Origin of the sequence: Saccharomonospora cyanea NA-134 (assembly GCF_000244975.1) — a bacterium.
Lineage (GTDB): Bacteria > Actinomycetota > Actinomycetes > Mycobacteriales > Pseudonocardiaceae > Saccharomonospora > Saccharomonospora cyanea.
Window position 1 is genome coordinate 5080723 of record NZ_CM001440.1, and the last position, 15196, is coordinate 5095918.

General features: G+C 70.1%; 15 protein-coding genes. 2 read left to right on the forward strand and 13 right to left on the reverse strand.

The window, feature by feature from the left end; all coding sequences use genetic code 11:
* Positions 1–103 precede the first annotated feature (103 nt).
* Both SACCYDRAFT_RS23690 and SACCYDRAFT_RS23695 read left to right on the forward strand, forming a co-directional pair.
* Entirely contained in the window at positions 104–934 is an 831-nt protein-coding gene (locus SACCYDRAFT_RS23690; RefSeq protein WP_005460087.1) for an alpha/beta fold hydrolase, read from the forward strand.
* Positions 931–1377: a GbsR/MarR family transcriptional regulator gene (locus SACCYDRAFT_RS23695; protein ID WP_005460089.1), complete on the forward strand. Its 447-nt coding sequence runs from the start codon at positions 931–933 to the stop codon at positions 1375–1377. The genes SACCYDRAFT_RS23690 and SACCYDRAFT_RS23695 overlap by 4 nt, the downstream gene beginning before the upstream one ends.
* Before the next feature lie 10 nt (positions 1378–1387).
* Here SACCYDRAFT_RS23695 and SACCYDRAFT_RS23700 read toward each other — a convergent pair whose 3' ends face one another.
* From SACCYDRAFT_RS23700 to SACCYDRAFT_RS23760, 13 genes are all read right to left on the reverse strand, one after another.
* On the reverse strand, positions 1388–1597 hold the full coding sequence (locus SACCYDRAFT_RS23700; protein WP_005460091.1) for a LuxR C-terminal-related transcriptional regulator: 210 nt from the start codon (positions 1595–1597) through the stop codon (positions 1388–1390).
* Entirely contained in the window at positions 1594–2205 is a 612-nt protein-coding gene (locus SACCYDRAFT_RS23705) for a LutC/YkgG family protein (protein ID WP_005460093.1), read from the reverse strand. The genes SACCYDRAFT_RS23700 and SACCYDRAFT_RS23705 overlap by 4 nt, the downstream gene beginning before the upstream one ends.
* Positions 2198–3625 carry a LutB/LldF family L-lactate oxidation iron-sulfur protein gene (locus tag SACCYDRAFT_RS23710; protein ID WP_005460101.1) on the reverse strand — a complete coding sequence of 476 codons (1428 nt, stop codon included), beginning with the start codon at positions 3623–3625 and terminating at the stop codon, positions 2198–2200. The genes SACCYDRAFT_RS23705 and SACCYDRAFT_RS23710 overlap by 8 nt, the downstream gene beginning before the upstream one ends.
* A complete protein-coding gene (locus SACCYDRAFT_RS23715) occupies positions 3607–4353 on the reverse strand; it encodes a (Fe-S)-binding protein (protein WP_005460102.1) in 747 nt (248 codons plus the stop codon). Before SACCYDRAFT_RS23715 ends, SACCYDRAFT_RS23710 begins: the two co-directional genes overlap by 19 nt.
* Positions 4350–5759, reverse strand: coding sequence for a rhamnulokinase (locus SACCYDRAFT_RS23720; RefSeq protein ID WP_005460103.1), 1410 nt, complete (start codon positions 5757–5759; stop codon positions 4350–4352). The genes SACCYDRAFT_RS23715 and SACCYDRAFT_RS23720 overlap by 4 nt, the downstream gene beginning before the upstream one ends.
* A 1-nt stretch (position 5760) precedes the next feature.
* Positions 5761–7167: an L-fucose/L-arabinose isomerase family protein gene (locus SACCYDRAFT_RS23725; RefSeq protein WP_005460104.1), complete on the reverse strand. Its 1407-nt coding sequence runs from the start codon at positions 7165–7167 to the stop codon at positions 5761–5763.
* 84 nt (positions 7168–7251) lie between these two features.
* Positions 7252–9297 carry a bifunctional rhamnulose-1-phosphate aldolase/short-chain dehydrogenase gene (locus tag SACCYDRAFT_RS23730; RefSeq protein WP_005460105.1) on the reverse strand — a complete coding sequence of 682 codons (2046 nt, stop codon included), beginning with the start codon at positions 9295–9297 and terminating at the stop codon, positions 7252–7254.
* A gap of 13 nt (positions 9298–9310) precedes the next feature.
* Positions 9311–10765, reverse strand: coding sequence for a BNR repeat-containing protein (locus tag SACCYDRAFT_RS23735; RefSeq protein ID WP_005460106.1), 1455 nt, complete (start codon positions 10763–10765; stop codon positions 9311–9313).
* Position 10766: 1 nt separating this feature from the next.
* Positions 10767–11945, reverse strand: a complete 1179-nt coding sequence (gene rhaI / locus SACCYDRAFT_RS23740; protein ID WP_005460115.1) for an L-rhamnose isomerase — start codon at positions 11943–11945, stop codon at positions 10767–10769.
* Positions 11946–11978: 33 nt separating this feature from the next.
* The gene (locus tag SACCYDRAFT_RS23745; protein ID WP_005460116.1) at positions 11979–12311 is read right to left on the reverse strand and encodes an L-rhamnose mutarotase; all 333 of its coding nucleotides are present in this window, start codon (positions 12309–12311) and stop codon (positions 11979–11981) included.
* A 61-nt stretch (positions 12312–12372) separates the two neighbouring features.
* The gene (gene rhaS, locus SACCYDRAFT_RS23750) at positions 12373–13464 is read right to left on the reverse strand and encodes a rhamnose ABC transporter substrate-binding protein (RefSeq protein ID WP_005460118.1); all 1092 of its coding nucleotides are present in this window, start codon (positions 13462–13464) and stop codon (positions 12373–12375) included.
* Positions 13465–13486: 22 nt separating this feature from the next.
* A complete protein-coding gene (locus tag SACCYDRAFT_RS23755; protein WP_005460119.1) occupies positions 13487–14518 on the reverse strand; it encodes an ABC transporter permease in 1032 nt (343 codons plus the stop codon).
* The gene (locus SACCYDRAFT_RS23760) at positions 14511–15158 is read right to left on the reverse strand and encodes an ABC transporter permease (protein WP_269744635.1); all 648 of its coding nucleotides are present in this window, start codon (positions 15156–15158) and stop codon (positions 14511–14513) included. Before SACCYDRAFT_RS23760 ends, SACCYDRAFT_RS23755 begins: the two co-directional genes overlap by 8 nt.
* Positions 15159–15196: the final 38 nt, after the last annotated feature.

A 15196-nucleotide genomic window follows, 5' to 3' on the forward strand; every position in this document is an offset into this window, starting at 1 on the left:
CTTCGTCGACCGGTGATCGAAACGTTTCAATGCACCCTAGGTCGCGCACCCCCCTCTGCCCAGACCGCTAACCGGAAACGGCCATATTCGCTATGTTCTGAATATGTTGAATCTGACTGGCGTCCTCGACCGAGGTCATGCCCGACTGCGGTACCGCGATCTCCCAGGGCCACGAGGCCCGGTGGTCTTCACCCACGGCGCCGGTATGGACCATTCGATGTTCGACAGCCAGGTCCTCGACCTCCACGGAGCCGGTTATCGCGTCGTCACCTGGGACCTGCGCGGGCACGGGGCCTCCACCCTGGCCGGCGACGTCCGGTTCGAAGCCGCCGCGGCACTGGCCGACCTCGCCGCGCTGCTCGACCACCTCGCCCTCGACCGCCCCGTCCTCGTGGGGCACTCCCTCGGCGGGAACCTCTCCCAGGAGTTCGTCCGGCGTCACCCCCGGGCTGTCCGGGGACTGGTGGTGCTGGACTCGACGTGGAACACGGGACCGCTCACCCTCGTCGAGCGGCTGCTGCTCCCCCTGGCGGCCCCGGTACTGGCGCTCGTCCCCGCCTCGGGACTTCCCGCCCGGCTGGCTCGCGCTTCGGCGGTCACGCCCGCCGGCGTGGCCGCGTGCGAAGCCGCGTTCACGGCCATGCCGAAACGACGGTTCCTCGACGTGTGGCGGGCGACGACGACCCTGGTGGCCCCCGACCCGGACTACCGCACGCCGGTACCGCTGGCACTCGTACGCGGTGAGCACGACCGAACGGGCAACATCGCGGCGGCCATGCCCCGGTGGGCGAGGTCCGACGGCGTCCGCGAGTACGTCGTCGCGGACGCGGGCCACGTCGTGACGGTCGACGCCCCCGAGCGGACGGCACGGCTGTTGCGCGACATCATCGCCGGGTGGGAGACGGACGAGCGGAACGAGGCGGGCACGGCATGACGGACACGGCGCGCCGGGACTTCGTGAACACCGTGGGCGACGTCCTCGCCTCGTGGAACCTGCCACGGGCCACCGGACGCGTCTACGGTCACCTGCTCCTGTGCTCCGAACCCACGACACTCGACGAGGTGAGCTCCGCACTCGGACTCAGCAAGGGAGCGGTGAGCACGTCGGTGCGCGAGCTCTCCTCCTGGGGCCTCGCCCGCACGATCCCGCAGCCCGGTAGCAGGCGGCTGCTCATCGAGGCCGAGGCCGGGTTCGAACGGCTGCTCGCGGCGAGCCACGAGCGGACCAGAGCCTTCGTCCGCACGCTACGGCAGGGAAGCGAACTCACCGACGACGACGGCGCGAAACGCAGGCTGGCGGACGTGATCACCCTGTTCGAGACCTACGTGGACGTGGGCGACGAGATGCTGCGCCGGGCCCGCCGAAGCGGTTCGTGAGCGACACGCCCTAGAACAGGCCCTGCCGCACCGCCCAGACCACGGCCTCGATGCGCGTGCTCACGCCGATGCGGTCACAGACGTCCCGGACCCGCCGGCGCACGGTGCGTTCGGACAGTCCCACGCGCCGAGCCACCGCGTCCAGCGGCAACCCCTTCGCCAACAGCCGCAGCAGCTCGACGTCCCGGTCGGCCAGCCTCACTCGCTCGCACAGCGTCATCCGTCCACCACCAGCACTTCCAGCGTCCTCGGGCCGTGCACGCCCTCGACCCGGTCCAGCTCGATGTCGCTCGTGGCCGAGGGTCCGCTCACGAACGTCAGCGGCCGGGTGGGATCGAGGCGACGCAACGCCTCGGGCACGCTGACCTCGACCTGGTCGGCCCGTACCACGCAGAGGTGGTAGTCGGGCACCAGGGTGAGCAGGCGCCGGCCCTGCACAGCGCCCGCGTCGAGCACGATCGTGCCGGTCTCGGCGATGGCCACCGCGGAGCCCGTCAGCACGCCGTCAACGGAGTCCACATCGGGCAAACTCAGCGGCGGATCGTCGAGTCGCCACCGCACACCGGCCACGCGCCACGACTCGGGCAGGTCGGGCGGCGCCACCATGCTCGACACCTCGCGGCGGGCGAGGCAGTCGCCGATCCGCTGCGGCAACTCCGCCTCCGTCACGCGGTGGACGACCGCCTTGTAGTCCTCCACGCGTTCGACGAAGAGGCCGACGCGGTCGTCCGCGGCGCGTTCGGTGTCGTAGTCCCTCGGCACGGGCGCGGGCTTCGGCCTCGCAACGGCGCGGATACGGGCCAGGATCTCGCTGCGAGCACTATCCACGGTTGCGCCTCCACCACATCCGGAAGGACTCCTTCGGCACCGCCGGAACGTCGCGGGTCGCCGTCCACTTGGAGCCCGGCCACGGGAGCTTCGAGATCGTGCCGTCGTCGGCGGCGAGGAACCGCGACAGCGACCCCACCCGCTGCGCCTTCTCGTACCGGCGCGGATCGCGGAACACCCACGCCGCGCTCGACATGGCGAGCGCCTCGGGACTCCGCTTCGGTTTCGCCTTCACGGCCTGCGCCCGCAGGTGGGTCAGTGCCTCCGGGATGTTGATGCGCACCGGGCAGACCTCGTAACACGCGCCGCACAGCGACGACGCGTAGGGCAGCGAAGCCGCCTGCTTGTCCGTCATGTCCCCGGCGAGCTGCGGTGCGAGGATCGCCCCGATCGGCCCCGGGTACACCGACCCGTACGCCTGCCCGCCCGTGCGCTCGTAGACGGGGCACACGTTGAGGCAGGCGGAGCAGCGGATGCACCGCAGCGCCTGCCTGCCCACCTCGTCGGCGAGCGTGGCCGTGCGGCCGTTGTCCAGGAGCACGAGGTGGAACTCGCTCGGGCCGTCCCCGGGAGTCACACCGGTCCAGACCGACGTGTAGGGGTTCATCCGCTCGGCCGTCGACGACCGGGGAAGCAGCTGCAGGAACACCTCCAGGTCCCGCCACGTCGGCACGAGCTTCTCGATGCCCATGACCGTGATCAGCGTCTCGGGCAGGGTGAGGCACATGCGCCCGTTGCCCTCCGACTCCACGACGGCGATGGAACCGGTGTCGGCCACGGCGAAGTTGGCACCCGACACCGCGACCTTCGCCGAGAGGAACCTGCGCCGCAGGTGCCGCCGCGCCGCCTCCGCGAGCACGCGCGGGTCGTCACTGGCGGGTGCCTCCGCCATCGTGCGCGAGAAGATCTCCCTGATCTCGGCCCGGTTGCGGTGGATGGCGGGCACGAGGATGTGCGACGGCCGGTCGTCACCGAGCTGCACGATCAGTTCGGCGAGGTCCGTCTCGACCGGGCGCACGCCCCTCGACCGGAGGTACTCGTTGAGCCCGATCTCGGCCGTGGCCATGGACTTCACCTTCACGACCTCGTCGGCCCCCTTGGCCCGGGCGAGGTCGAACACGATGCGGTTCGCCTCCTCCGCGTCGCGCGCCCAGTGCACCACACCGCCGCGGGCGGTGACGGCCTCCTCCAGCCGCACCAGGTAGGTGTCGAGGTTGGCGAGCACGTCGTCCTTGATGGCCTCGCCCGCCCTGCGCAACTGCTCCCAGTCGGACAGTTCGGCGACGGCCTGCGCGCGCTTGCCGCGGATGGTGGTCGTCGCCTTGCGCAGGTTGGTGCGCAGCTGCGTGTCGCCGAGCGCGGCGTGTGCCGCGCGGGGGAAGGTCGGACTGCCAAGCCACGTCACGGGGTTGCGACCCACGGCTGCTCCTCCGTACTCGCGAGAATCTCCGCCAGGTGCACGGCGCGCACGCCGGTGCGCAGCCGGGAAAGTCCGCCGCCGATGTGCATGAGGCAGGAGTTGTCGCCCGCCGTGAGCACCTGTGCGCCCGTGTGCTGCACGCAGCGCATCTTGTCGGCCAGCATGGCCGTGGACGTCTCCGCGTTCTTCAACGCGAACGTGCCACCGAAGCCGCAGCACTGCTCCGCCTGCGGCAGCTCGACCAGCTCCAGGCCCCGTACCTCCCGCAGCAGGCGCAGCGGCCGGTCGCCCACGCCCAGCATCCGCAGTGAGTGGCACGTCGGGTGGTAGGTGACCTTGTGCGGGAAGTACGCACCGACGTCGGTGACGCCGAGCACGTCGATCAGGAACTCGCTCAACTCGTACGTGCGCTCGACGGCGGGGCTGGTGCCGCACACCCCGGGGTGGATCTCGCGGACCATGCCCGCGCACGAGCCCGAGGGCGCCACCACGTAGTCGTAGCCGTCGAACACCTCGGCATAGCGGCGGGCGAGCGGAACGGTCTCGTCCTGGTAGCCCGTGTTGTAGTGCATCTGCCCGCAGCACGTCTGGTCCAGCGGGAAGTCCACCTCGCAGCCGAGTCGCTCCAGCAGCCGGACGACGGCTTTCGCCGTGTCCGGGTAGAGGGTGTCGGTGAGGCAGGTGGCGAACAACGCCACCTTCGGGCCGGCTTTCGATGCGGACGTCATTCCAGCTCCACCCCTACCCGCTTCGCGGCGTCGCGCCACTCACGGCGCGGACCCGTCGGTTCGTACCGGGCGTGCGGTGTCACGGCGGGCGTGTCCGCGAGCACCCTGGCTGACCTGGCCTGCACGAAGACGTTGCCGAGCGCGCTCGCCTCCACCGGCCCGGCCGCGACGGGCAGGCCGCAGGCGTCGGCGGTCAGCCTGCACAGCGGCTCGTTGAGCGATCCGCCGCCGACGAGGTGGACCACCCGTGGGTCCCGCCCGGCCAGCGTCGCCGCCGTCCGCACCGAGTCGGCGTGGGCCACGGCCAGCGATTCGAGAATCGTCCGGACCACGGCGGGCGGCGTCGTCGGCACCGGTTGCCCCGTGTCCGCACAGAACTGCGCGATCCGCGCCGGTATGTCCCCCGGCGGGAGAAACATCGGATGATTGGGGTCGACGACCGACTTGAACGCCGGTTCCCTCATGGCCTCACGCAACACGCGGTCGAGAGTAATGGGGTGCCCCTTCTCACGCCAGAGGCGCATCGATTCACTGAGCAGCCACAAACCCATCGTGTTGCGGAGGAAACGCACGGTGCCGTCGATGCCCGCCTCGTTGGTGAAGTTGGCCCTTCGGGCGGATTCTCCCAGGACAGGGGCGGGAAGCCGCAGTCCGACAAGCGACCACGTGCCGCACGAGATGTAGGCGAAGTCGTCGTGTTCGGCCGGGACCGCGGCCACCGCGGAGGCCGTGTCGTGCGAGGCCACGGCGACGACCGGGGTGCCGTCGAAAGCCGTGCCGACGAGCTCGCCCGGCTGCCGCAGCGGAGGCAGCAGCGTCGGGGGAAGCCCGATTTTGGCCACGAGGTCGTCCGACCATTGCCGTGTCGTCGCGTCGAGCAGCGCCGTCGTGGACGCGTTGGTGACCTCGGCTCCCACCGCACCCGTCAGGCGGTACGCGAGGAGGTCGGGCAACAGCAACATCGTCTTGTCGGCGAGCCGTTCCGGCGGCTCGGCCAGCAGCTGGTACACCGTGTTGAACGGGAGGTGCTGGATGCCCGTGATCCGGTACAGCGTCTCGTCGTCGACGAGCTCCCGCAGCCGCTCGGTCATACCGTCCGTGCGCGGGTCCCGGTAACACCGCACGTCACCGTCCAGCTCGCCGTCGGGACCGACGAGACCGTAGTCGACGGCCCACGAGTCGATGCCCATCGAGACCACTCGCGCGGGCGCCGCGTCCCGCAACCCCGCCAGGATCTCGTCGTGGACGGCGTCGACGTCCCACCGCAGACCTCCACCGGGCCGCTGTCTCGGCCCCGTGGGGAACCGCCGCAGTTCGGACAGCTCGACGGCACCACGGTCGACCCGGCCCAGCATGACCCTGCCGCTGGTCGCGCCCAGGTCGACGGCGACGAAGTTGTCGACCACCTCAGACCTCCACCACCGCGATGCCGAGCAGGCTCGCCACCGCTTCGATCTCCGCCACCCGATGTCCCACGCCGAGCGCCCAGTGGTGGGCGACCCCGCTCGCGGCCCACTCGTCGGTCCACTCACCCGGATCGCGCCCGAAGTCGACGCGGCTGGTGGTGTTGCCGATACGCATGAGCGGGCCCGCCACGACCTCGCCCTCCGACACTATGAAGCTGTAACGACCGTCGCGGTCCTGGCCCAGGCCGAGCAGCGTGACAGGGCCGTGGGCGACGTCGAACTCCACCGACACGCCCCAGCCACGTTTGCCGTGGTACACACCGAGTCCCCGCAGCAGCGGCCTGCGCGAGCTGATGCGCAGGTGCGCGGGCCCGTCGTGGCCCATCTCGACGTGGCCCCGTTCGAAGTCGAGCGCCTGCAACTCGGTGAACGAGCCGCCCGCGCCGAGGACGTCCATGACCAGCATGGCGATGCTGGTCCGCAGCTCGTACTCGCCCGCGGCGGGAATCCCGCGCGCGGTCAGCAGGCTCGCGCCGAGGATCATGCCCGCGCCGAGGCGTTCGTGCAGCTCGCCGTCGAGGCCGCGGTGGTAGTAGGCGAGGCTGTCGAGGTCGAAGTCGGCCACGAGGCGATCGAGGCCGACCGCCACCCTGGCTCCCCACTCCAGGTCCTCGCGGTTCACCGAGGAGTCCAGCTCGAACACCGACTCGGCCTCCGCGACCTTCTCGGACACCTCGGAGTCGGTCACCTTCTCCACGCGCACCCGGAGGTCGTCGAACTCCAGCACCTCGACGTGTCCGCCGAAGTGGGCGTTCACCATCGTGAGGTCGGTCGACACGTCGTACATGCCAGGGTAGAGGTGCCCCATCAGGCCGTGCCTGCCGTGACGCAGTACCCGGCGCACCGACGCCGCCGACACCCACCGGCCGATCTTCGTCCACGCCCGCTCGTCGTGCAGGTGACCGGAAACGCTGCGGAACTCCACCCCGGCCCGGCGGAAGGCGTTGGCCATCTCCGGCAGCGGGCACGCGCCGCAGTACGCCAACCACTGGCCGGTGTCGACCGTCGCGTGGTCCATCGAGGCGGTCGGCTGGAGGTTGATCAGCAGCACGGGCGCACCGCTGCGCTGCGCGATCGGCATGAGCATCGTCGCGGTCATGTAGGTGGTGAGGAACCCGACGATGAGGTCGCAGTCCCCGGCGCGCAGCTTCTCGGCGGCCGTCGCGGCCTCCTGAGCGTCCGAGACGAACCCGGCGTCGACGATCTCGGCATCGAAACCGCGGAGCCGCTCGCCGACGTAGGAGGCCGACTTCTTCAGGGTCGGCAACAGGTCGGGGAACTGCGGCCAGTACGCGCCGAGACCCCCGGCCACCAGTCCGATCGTGGGCCGTCGTGTGCTGGTGCTCATGAAGACTCCTTTCCTACGGACGGGTGGGCCGGCGGGCCGTGGGGACCGGAGCAAACGCTTGCGCTGAGGCCCCCACGGCGGACCTCAGCGCAGGAACGCAGCCGCGACCCCGGCATCCACCGGCACGTGCAGCCCGGTGGTGTGGGACAGCTCCCCCGCGGTCAGCACGAACACGGCGTTCGCGACGTGCTCGGGCAGGACCTCCCGCTTGAGCAGGGTGCGCTTGGCGTAGAACGCGCCCAGTTCCTCCTCCGCGACGCCGTACACGGCGGCGCGCTGGGCGCCCCAGCCCGAGGCGAAGATGCCCGAGCCCCGCACGACGCCGTCGGGGTTGACGCCGTTGACCCGGATGCCGTGCTCGCCGAGCTCGGCGGCGAGCAGGCGCACCTGATGTGCCTGGTCGGCCTTGGTGGCGCCGTAGGCGATGTTGTTGGGCCCCGCGAACACACCGTTCTTGCTGACGATGTAGACGATGTCGCCGCCCATGCCCTGCTCGATCATCACTCGGGCCGTCTCCCTCGCCACGAGGAACGATCCCTTGGCCATGACGTCGTGCTGCAGGTCCCAGTCCTTCGCCGAGGTCTCCAGCAGCGGCTTCGACACCGAGAGCCCGGCGTTGTTGACCACGAGGTCCACACCACCGAACGCGAGCGTGGTGGCGGCCACGGCGTCGACGATCGCCGACTCGTCGGTGACGTCGACGGCCACGGCCACGGCCCGGTCGCTGCCGCCGATCTCCTCGGCCACGGCCTTGGCGGCGTCGACGTCACGGTCTGCCACGGCCACGCACGCGCCCTCGGACGCGAGCCGCAGCGCGATGGCCCTGCCGATCCCGGAACCGCCGCCCGTCACGAGCGCGACCCGGGTGGCCAGCGGCTTCGGCTTCGGCATGCGCCGCAGCTTGGCCTCCTCCAGCTCCCAGTACTCGATGCGGAACTTCTCCGACTCGGGGATCGGCGAGTACGTCGACACCGACTCCGCGCCGCGCATGACGTTGATGGCGTTGACGTAGAACTCGCCCGCCACGCGGGCGGTCTGCTTGTCGCGGCCGAAGCTGAACATGCCGACGCCGGGCACCAGCACGATCGCCGGGTCGGCTCCCCGCATGGGCGGGGAGTCGGGCGTGGCGTGCCGGTCGTAGTAGGCGGCGTAGTCCTCCCGGTAGGCGGCGTGCAGCTCCTTCACGCGCTCGACCACCTGCTCCACCGGCGCGGTGCCCGGCAGGTCGACGACCAGCGGCCGCACCTTGGTGCGCAGGAAGTGGTCCGGGCACGACGTGCCGAGCGCGGCCAGCGCCGGGTGCTTCTCCCGGGCGAGGAAGTCGAGCACCTCGTCGCTGTCGGTGAAGTGGCCGAGCTGCGGCGAGTCGGTGGACGCCAGCCCGCGCAGCACGGGGAACAGCGCCGCCGCGCGCTCGCGGCGCTGAGCCTCCGGCAGCGGTTCGTAGCCCGGCAGCACCTTGCCGAACGGTTCGGCCGCGCCGTGCTCGGCGAGGTACGCCTCGGCGGTGCGGATGATGTGCAGCGAGTTGCGCTTGCACTCCTCACTGGTCGCGCCCCAGGCCGTGATGCCGTGTCCACCGAGGACGCAACCGATGGCCTGCGGGTTCTCGGCCTTGATCTTCGCGATGTCGAGGCCGAGCTGGAAGCCGGGGCGCCGCCACGGCACCCACACCACCTGGTCACCGAAGATCGTGCGGGTCAGCTCCTCACCGTCGACGGCGGTGGCGATCGCGATGCCGGAGTCGGGGTGCAGGTGGTCGACGTGGGCGGCGTCCACCAGCCCGTGCATGGCGGTGTCGATGCTCGGTGCGGCTCCGCCCCTGCCGTGCAGGCAGTAGTCGAACGCCGCCACCATCTCGTCCTCGCGCTCCTCGCCGGGGTAGACGTCCACCAGCGCGCGCATCCGGTCGAGCCGCAGCACGGCGAGTCCCGCCTCCGTGAGGGTGCCCAGGTCGCCGCCCGAGCCCTTGACCCACATCAGCTCCACGTCCCGCCCCGTGGCCGGGTCGACGTCGACGCCCTTGGCCGACGCGTTGCCGCCCGCGTAGTTCGTGTTGCGGCGGTCGGACCCGAGCTCGTGCGAACGTGCGAGCAGTTCGGCGACGGCCGGGTGTGTTTCGTTGCTCAACGCCTCTCCTTTCTCAACCGAGCTTGAAGTCGACGACCCGGATCGGCGACGGTGACGTCCCGGAAGACGACTGCTGGTACTGCACGGACAGAACTCCGTCGGACGCCAGGCGAGAGGTGTCCACGTTGACCTCGCCGTAGGCGTTCATCGACGGCTGGTCGAACAGGACGGTCCAGTCACTCCACCCGCTCTCGGCGCTGGCCGCGACGATCCGTCCCTTCGGCATGACGAGGTAGGCGTTGTCGTCGTCGTCGAACACCAGCTTCGTGCGCTGGGTGTGGTTCGGCGGCACCGGCACCTCACGCTTGGTCCAGGTGCCGTCGGAGTCGCGGAACACGTGGAACGTGCGGCCCCAGCGGGCGCGGTCGGCCGCGTAGTCGGTGACGCACTGGGTGAACCGGCCCGGCACGTAGCTGACGACGACGTGCGGGTTGCCCCGCGAGTCGACTGCCTGGCTCTCCTGGTTCATGAGGCCGTGGTTCGGGCCGAGCGGGTCGACGACGAGCCCGGGGTCGGTGATGCCGACCGGGTCGGAACCGGTGACGCCCACGACGTCACCGGCGTCGTTGCGCCATGTGCGGCCGCGGTCGTCGCTGTAGACGTAGCCGGTGTCGTGGTTGGTCAGCCCGCCCGGGTGGCACAGCACGTCCCAGTTGCCCTCGCGCCACGTGAACGCCGCGTGCAGGCGGCCGGTCTCGTCGTAGGTGAGGCCGTGCAGGTACATGTTGCGGGTCTGCGACACCACGCCGTTCGGGCCGGTCCACGGCCCGGTGGCGGACGACCACACGCCCAGCTTGCGCCACGTGCCCCCGGCGTACTCCGCCAGCTCCAGCGTGCCGTTGCCCGAGCCGCCCGTGCGGTAGCTGAGCTGCAGCTCGCCCTCCGGCGTGACCAGGAAGCGCGGGTAGGTCATGCCGCCCAGCTCCACGCCGTCGAGCGTGCGCTGCACCTCCCCGAACCGCTCGATCGTCCAGTCGTGCGCGGCGGGCCTCGAAGCCAGTCCCGGCTCGGACTTCACGTAGTACAGCCGCGTGTTGTGGGTGTCCATGGCGACGTGCAGGCGGCCGTCACGCGGCGAGACGCCGAGCGAGATGACGTTGTGCGAGTCGTCGGCCGACAGCCGGTGCGGCAGCCGCACCGTCTCCCACTCCCCCGGCGTCCCGCCCTTCAGCGCCCTGCGGGCCACGACGGCGTGCCGGGTCTCGGTGTACCAGGCCGCGTACTGGTAGCCGGCGTGGGTGAGCACGGCGTCCTGCTGGAAGGAGTTGTTGTTGACCAGACCGTCGTAGGACACGAAGTACAGCGCCCGCGGATCGAGCAGCGTGTCCGACAGCTTCTCCACCCGCGGCTGGTCGGTCTTCGGGCCCTTTCCCGGCTTCGCTCCGGCGACCGCCGTGGCCGTGGAGGTCAGGGTCAGCGCCACGGCCACGGCCACGGCGCCCGCGAACCGGAGTGCGGCACGGCGCATGTCAGGCCCCCCACCCTGCGGCGTTACCGCCGACGCGTTCGGCCCTGACCTTCTCCGCGTGACCGCTGCGCCGGTACGCCTCCAGCGGGTCGGGGTCGAGTCCCATCTCCTCGCGTAGCTCCGCGAGCAGGGGACGCACGTCGGTGGAGAACGCGTCCACCAGCACGGCGTTCGCTCCGAGGACGTCCCCGGCCCGCTGCGCCGAGGCGAGCGCGTCGGTGTCCACGAGCAGGGCCTTGGCCGTGGCCTCCTGCACGTTCATCACCGAGCGGATCAACGCGGGGATCTTCGGCTCGATGTTGTGGCACTGGTCGAGCATGAACGCCACGCCCGAACTCGGGTCGAGCCCACCGCCGAGCACGATCTCCACCATGATGCGGAAGAGCTGGTACGGGTCCGCCGCACCGACCATGAGGTCGTCGTCGGCGTAGAACCGCGAGTTGAAGTGGAACCCGCCCAGCCTGCCCTTGCGCAGCAGGAACGCGACGATGAACTCGATGTTGGTTCCGGGTGCGTGGTGCCCGGTGTCCACCAGTACCTGCGCCTTCGGACCCAGTTCGAGGCAGTGCGCGTAGCTGGTGCCCCAGTCGGGCACGTCGGTGGCGTAGAAGGCGGGTTCGAAGAACTTGTACTCCAGCAACATCCGCTGGTCGTCACCGAGTCGCTCGTAGACGGTCGTGAGCGCCTCCTCCAGCCGCGCCTGGCGGTCGGCGATCGAGTCCTGCCCCGGGTAGTTGAGGCCGTCGGCGAGCCACACCGAGAGGTCCCGCGAGCCAGTGACGTCCATGATGTCGACGCATTCGAGCAGGTGGTCGACGGCCTTGCGGCGCACGGCCGGGTCCGGGTTGCAGACACTGCCGAGGCGGTAGTCGTCCTCCTGGAAGACGTTCGGGTTCACGGCTCCGATCCGCACGCCCGCGTCCTCGGCGTGCCGGGCCAGGTCGGCGTAGTCGGACACCTTGTCCCACGGGATGTGCACGGCCACGCTCGGGGCCACCCCGGTGAAGCGGTGCACCGTCGCCGCGTCGTCGATCTTCTCGTAGGCGTTGCGGGGAACGCCCTCCTGGGCGAACACCTTGAAGCGAGTGCCCGAGTTGCCGAAGGCCCACGACGGGGTCTCGATGTGCTGCGCCCGCAGTGCGGCCTTGACGGCTGCACGGTCGGAGTGGTCGGCGGACATGATGAGGTTGTGCCTCCTTGCTCGATCGCCTCGTCAGGCGAGGTGGAAGACTTCGGTCAACGGCACGATGCCCTCGTCGGGCCTGCCGTCGAGGTTCTCGAAGAACGGCGCCATCTCCGCCTGCCAGCGGGCGTTGACGTCGGTGGCGGCCATGCCCTCGACCGCCGCGTCGAAGTCGTCGGTCTCGAAGTAGCCCACGAGCTGGCCGTCGGGCGCGAGGAACAGCGAGTAGTTGCGCCAGCCGGTGTCGCGGAGAGCCTGTTGCATCTCGGGCCACACCTCCGCGTGCCTGCGGCGGTACTCCTCCATCCGGTCCGGCTTGACCCGCAGCAGGAAGCAGATCCGCCTCGGTTCGCCGTCTGCCATCGCAAGAGTCCTTTCGAGGGGGCCGCGAGCGGAGAGCCCGCCCGCGGCCCCGCCGGTCGCGTCAGAAGTCGTAGTCGTCGATGTTGTCGGCGTTGAACACCGTCGGCGGGCCGAGGATGATCTCGCCGTCCTTGCCGATGGTGCGTTCGCCCAGCTCACCGGCCTTCAACGTCTCGCCCTCGGCTCCGGTGATCTGGCCCGACGCCAGCGCGGCGGCCGCGTAGCCCGCGAGGTAGCCGAGCTGCTTCGGGTCCCACAGCGCGAACTCGGTGACCGTGCCGTCCTTGACGTACTGCCGCATCTGGTTCGGCGTACCGAGCCCGGTCAGCACCACCTCGCCCTTGTACGGCGACGACGAGATGTAACGCGCGGCGGCGGCGAGGCCGACCGTCGTGGGCGACACGATGGCCTTCAGGTCCGGGTTGGCCTGCAACAACGCCTGCGTCTCCTGGAAGGACTTCTGGTCGTCGTCGTCACCGTAGGCGACCGTGACGAGCTCGATGTCGGAGTACTCCGGCTTCGACAGCTCGTCCTTCATGTACTCGATCCAGGTGTTCTGGTTCGTCGCGTTGGGCGTCGCCGAGAGGATGGCGATCTTGCCCTTGTGGTCGATCTGCTCGGCGACCATCTGGATCTGCTTCCGGCCGATCGACTCCGAGTCGGCCTGGTTGACGAACACCTGGCGGGCGTCGGTGGCGGCGTCGGAGTCGTAGGTCACCACGGCGATGCCCTTCGACATCGCGTCCTTCAGGGCCGGGGCGACCGCGTTGGGGTCGTTGGCCGCGATCACGATCGCGTCCTGCCGCTGCTGGATCAGCGTGTTGATGTAGGAGACCTGCGACGACGCGGACGCGTCGGACGGGCCGACCTCCTTGCCCTCACCACCGAGTTCGGTGACGGCCTCGATGCCGCCCTCGTCGACGATGTTCTCGTACGGGTTGTCGATCTCCTTCGGCAGGAAGGTGATCTTCAGGCCCTCCTTGATGGGAGCGTCCGGGTTCGCGGTCGCCTGCGGGCCCTCCTCGGAGCCACCGCCCGAGGCGGCGTCCGAACCCTTCGTCGTCCCGCCGCAGCCCGCGATCAACGCCGCCGCCAGGCCTGCGGCGGTCACGGCGAGCGCCGTCCGGCTTCTCCTCCATCGCGAGTGGATCATCGTTGGTCCTCCTCTGTCGTCACTACGAGCGCGCTGGCGCGTCGGCTTGGTCGGCCGCAGGCTCCGCCGTCCGGTCGGGCGGCGCGGGCTCGGCGTTTCGCGAGACCCTCGACCTGCGGTTACGGATCGAGTTGGTGACCACCGGGACCAGCACCGAGACGATCAGCAGCAGGCCGCTGACCACGTTCTGGATCTCGTTGGTCACGTCGTTGAGAATCAGCACGTTGCGCAGGCCCGCCATCAACAGCAGGGCTCCCGCCACGCCCGCCACGGTGCCCCGGCCACCGAAGATCGACACCCCGCCCAGCAGCACCGCGGCGACGGCCGTCAACTCCATGCCGAGGGCGTTGTCGGCGCGAGCGCTGTTGTAGCGAAGCGTGTAGATCAGCGACGCCACGGCACACAGCACACCGGAGGTGATGTAGAGCGCGAACTTGATGCGGTCGGCCCTGATCCCGGAGAACACGGCGGTCTGCTCACCGAGCCCGATGGCGTACAGCGAGCGCCCGATCGGAGTGTGGTGCACCAGCACGGCCACTAGCACGCCCACCACCAGCGCCAAGATCGTGGCGTACGGCAGGAACTCCGCGATCGAGTCGGTCGCCAGCGGCCGGTAGTTGTCGGGGAATCCCGTGACGGCGCCGTCGCCCAGCACCACGTATGCCAGCCCCCGGTACAGGCCCAGCGTGCCGATGGTGACCGCGAGCGCGGGAAGACCGAACCTCACGATCAGAGTGGCGTTCACCGAACCCAGCACGGCCCCGGCGAACAACACGATCGGCACGATCGTCTCGAACGGCAGACCCGAGTTCCACAACACGCCGGTGAGCGCGGAGCAGAAACCGAGGATCGAGGCCACCGAAAGGTCGATCTGTCCCGTCAGGATGATCGGCAACAGCGCCAGCGCCAGCAGCGCCACCTCGGTGTAGTCGAGCAGCAGGAAGCTGATGTTTCCGGCCTCGGCGAAGCCCGGTGTGCTCACCGAGCCCCACACGAACACCACCACGCACAGCAGGGCCAGGATCGATTCCCAGCGCAGCACCTTCTCACGCACGCCGCTCACTCCTTTCCCTGCGCAGTCGTTCCGACAGCCGGACCATCACGGCCCGGTCCAACGAGATCGCCAGCAGCAGTGCCGCGCCGTCGACGGCGCGCTGCCAGAAGGCGGGAACCCCGAGGATCGGAAGCGCGGAGGTGATGGTGGTGAGCAGCAGCGCGCCCAGCACCGCACCGAGCACCGTGCCGCTGCCACCGAAGATCGCGACCCCACCGACCACGACGGCGGCCACGACACTGAGTTCCTCGCCCGTACCGACGGAGGCGTTGATCGTTCCGAAGTACGACGCGTGCAGCACTCCGGCCAGCCCCACGAGCGCACCCGAGATCACGAACGCCGAGAACACCCGCTTGCCCGCCGGGATACCGGCCAGCCGAGCGGCGTCCGGGTTCGACCCGATGGCGTACAACTCGCGGCCCGACCGCCAGTTGTGCAACGCGTACCCCGCGACGGCCAGCACGACGAGCATGATCAACGTGAGGTTGGGGATGCCGAGCACCGAACCGCTGCCGAAGGCCAGGAAGTCGGGCGACATCTGGTCGGCGTTGATCTGCAACACCCCGGTGGCGCTGGCCCAACCGTGGTCGAGACCGCGGAACACGTACAGCGTTCCCAGCGTGACCACGAGAGCGGGCACCTTCGCCACTGTGCCACGAGCGCACCGTTGATCGCACC

What these genes read in the sequence shown, in the direction of transcription:
- SACCYDRAFT_RS23700 (WP_005460091.1), bottom strand. Translation starts at nt 1,597, where the DNA reads ATGACGCTGTGCGAGCGAGTGAGGCTGGCCGACCGGGACGTCGAGCTG.
- rhaI (WP_005460115.1), bottom strand. Translation starts at nt 11,945, where the DNA reads ATGTCCGCCGACCACTCCGACCGTGCAGCCGTCAAGGCCGCACTGCGG.
- rhaS (WP_005460118.1), bottom strand. Translation starts at nt 13,464, where the DNA reads ATGATCCACTCGCGATGGAGGAGAAGCCGGACGGCGCTCGCCGTGACC.
- SACCYDRAFT_RS23735 (WP_005460106.1), bottom strand. Translation starts at nt 10,765, where the DNA reads ATGCGCCGTGCCGCACTCCGGTTCGCGGGCGCCGTGGCCGTGGCCGTG.
- SACCYDRAFT_RS23715 (WP_005460102.1), bottom strand. Translation starts at nt 4,353, where the DNA reads ATGACGTCCGCATCGAAAGCCGGCCCGAAGGTGGCGTTGTTCGCCACC.
- SACCYDRAFT_RS23695 (WP_005460089.1), top strand. Translation starts at nt 931, where the DNA reads ATGACGGACACGGCGCGCCGGGACTTCGTGAACACCGTGGGCGACGTC.
- SACCYDRAFT_RS23725 (WP_005460104.1), bottom strand. Translation starts at nt 7,167, where the DNA reads ATGAGCACCAGCACACGACGGCCCACGATCGGACTGGTGGCCGGGGGT.
- SACCYDRAFT_RS23690 (WP_005460087.1), top strand. Translation starts at nt 104, where the DNA reads ATGTTGAATCTGACTGGCGTCCTCGACCGAGGTCATGCCCGACTGCGG.
- SACCYDRAFT_RS23745 (WP_005460116.1), bottom strand. Translation starts at nt 12,311, where the DNA reads ATGGCAGACGGCGAACCGAGGCGGATCTGCTTCCTGCTGCGGGTCAAG.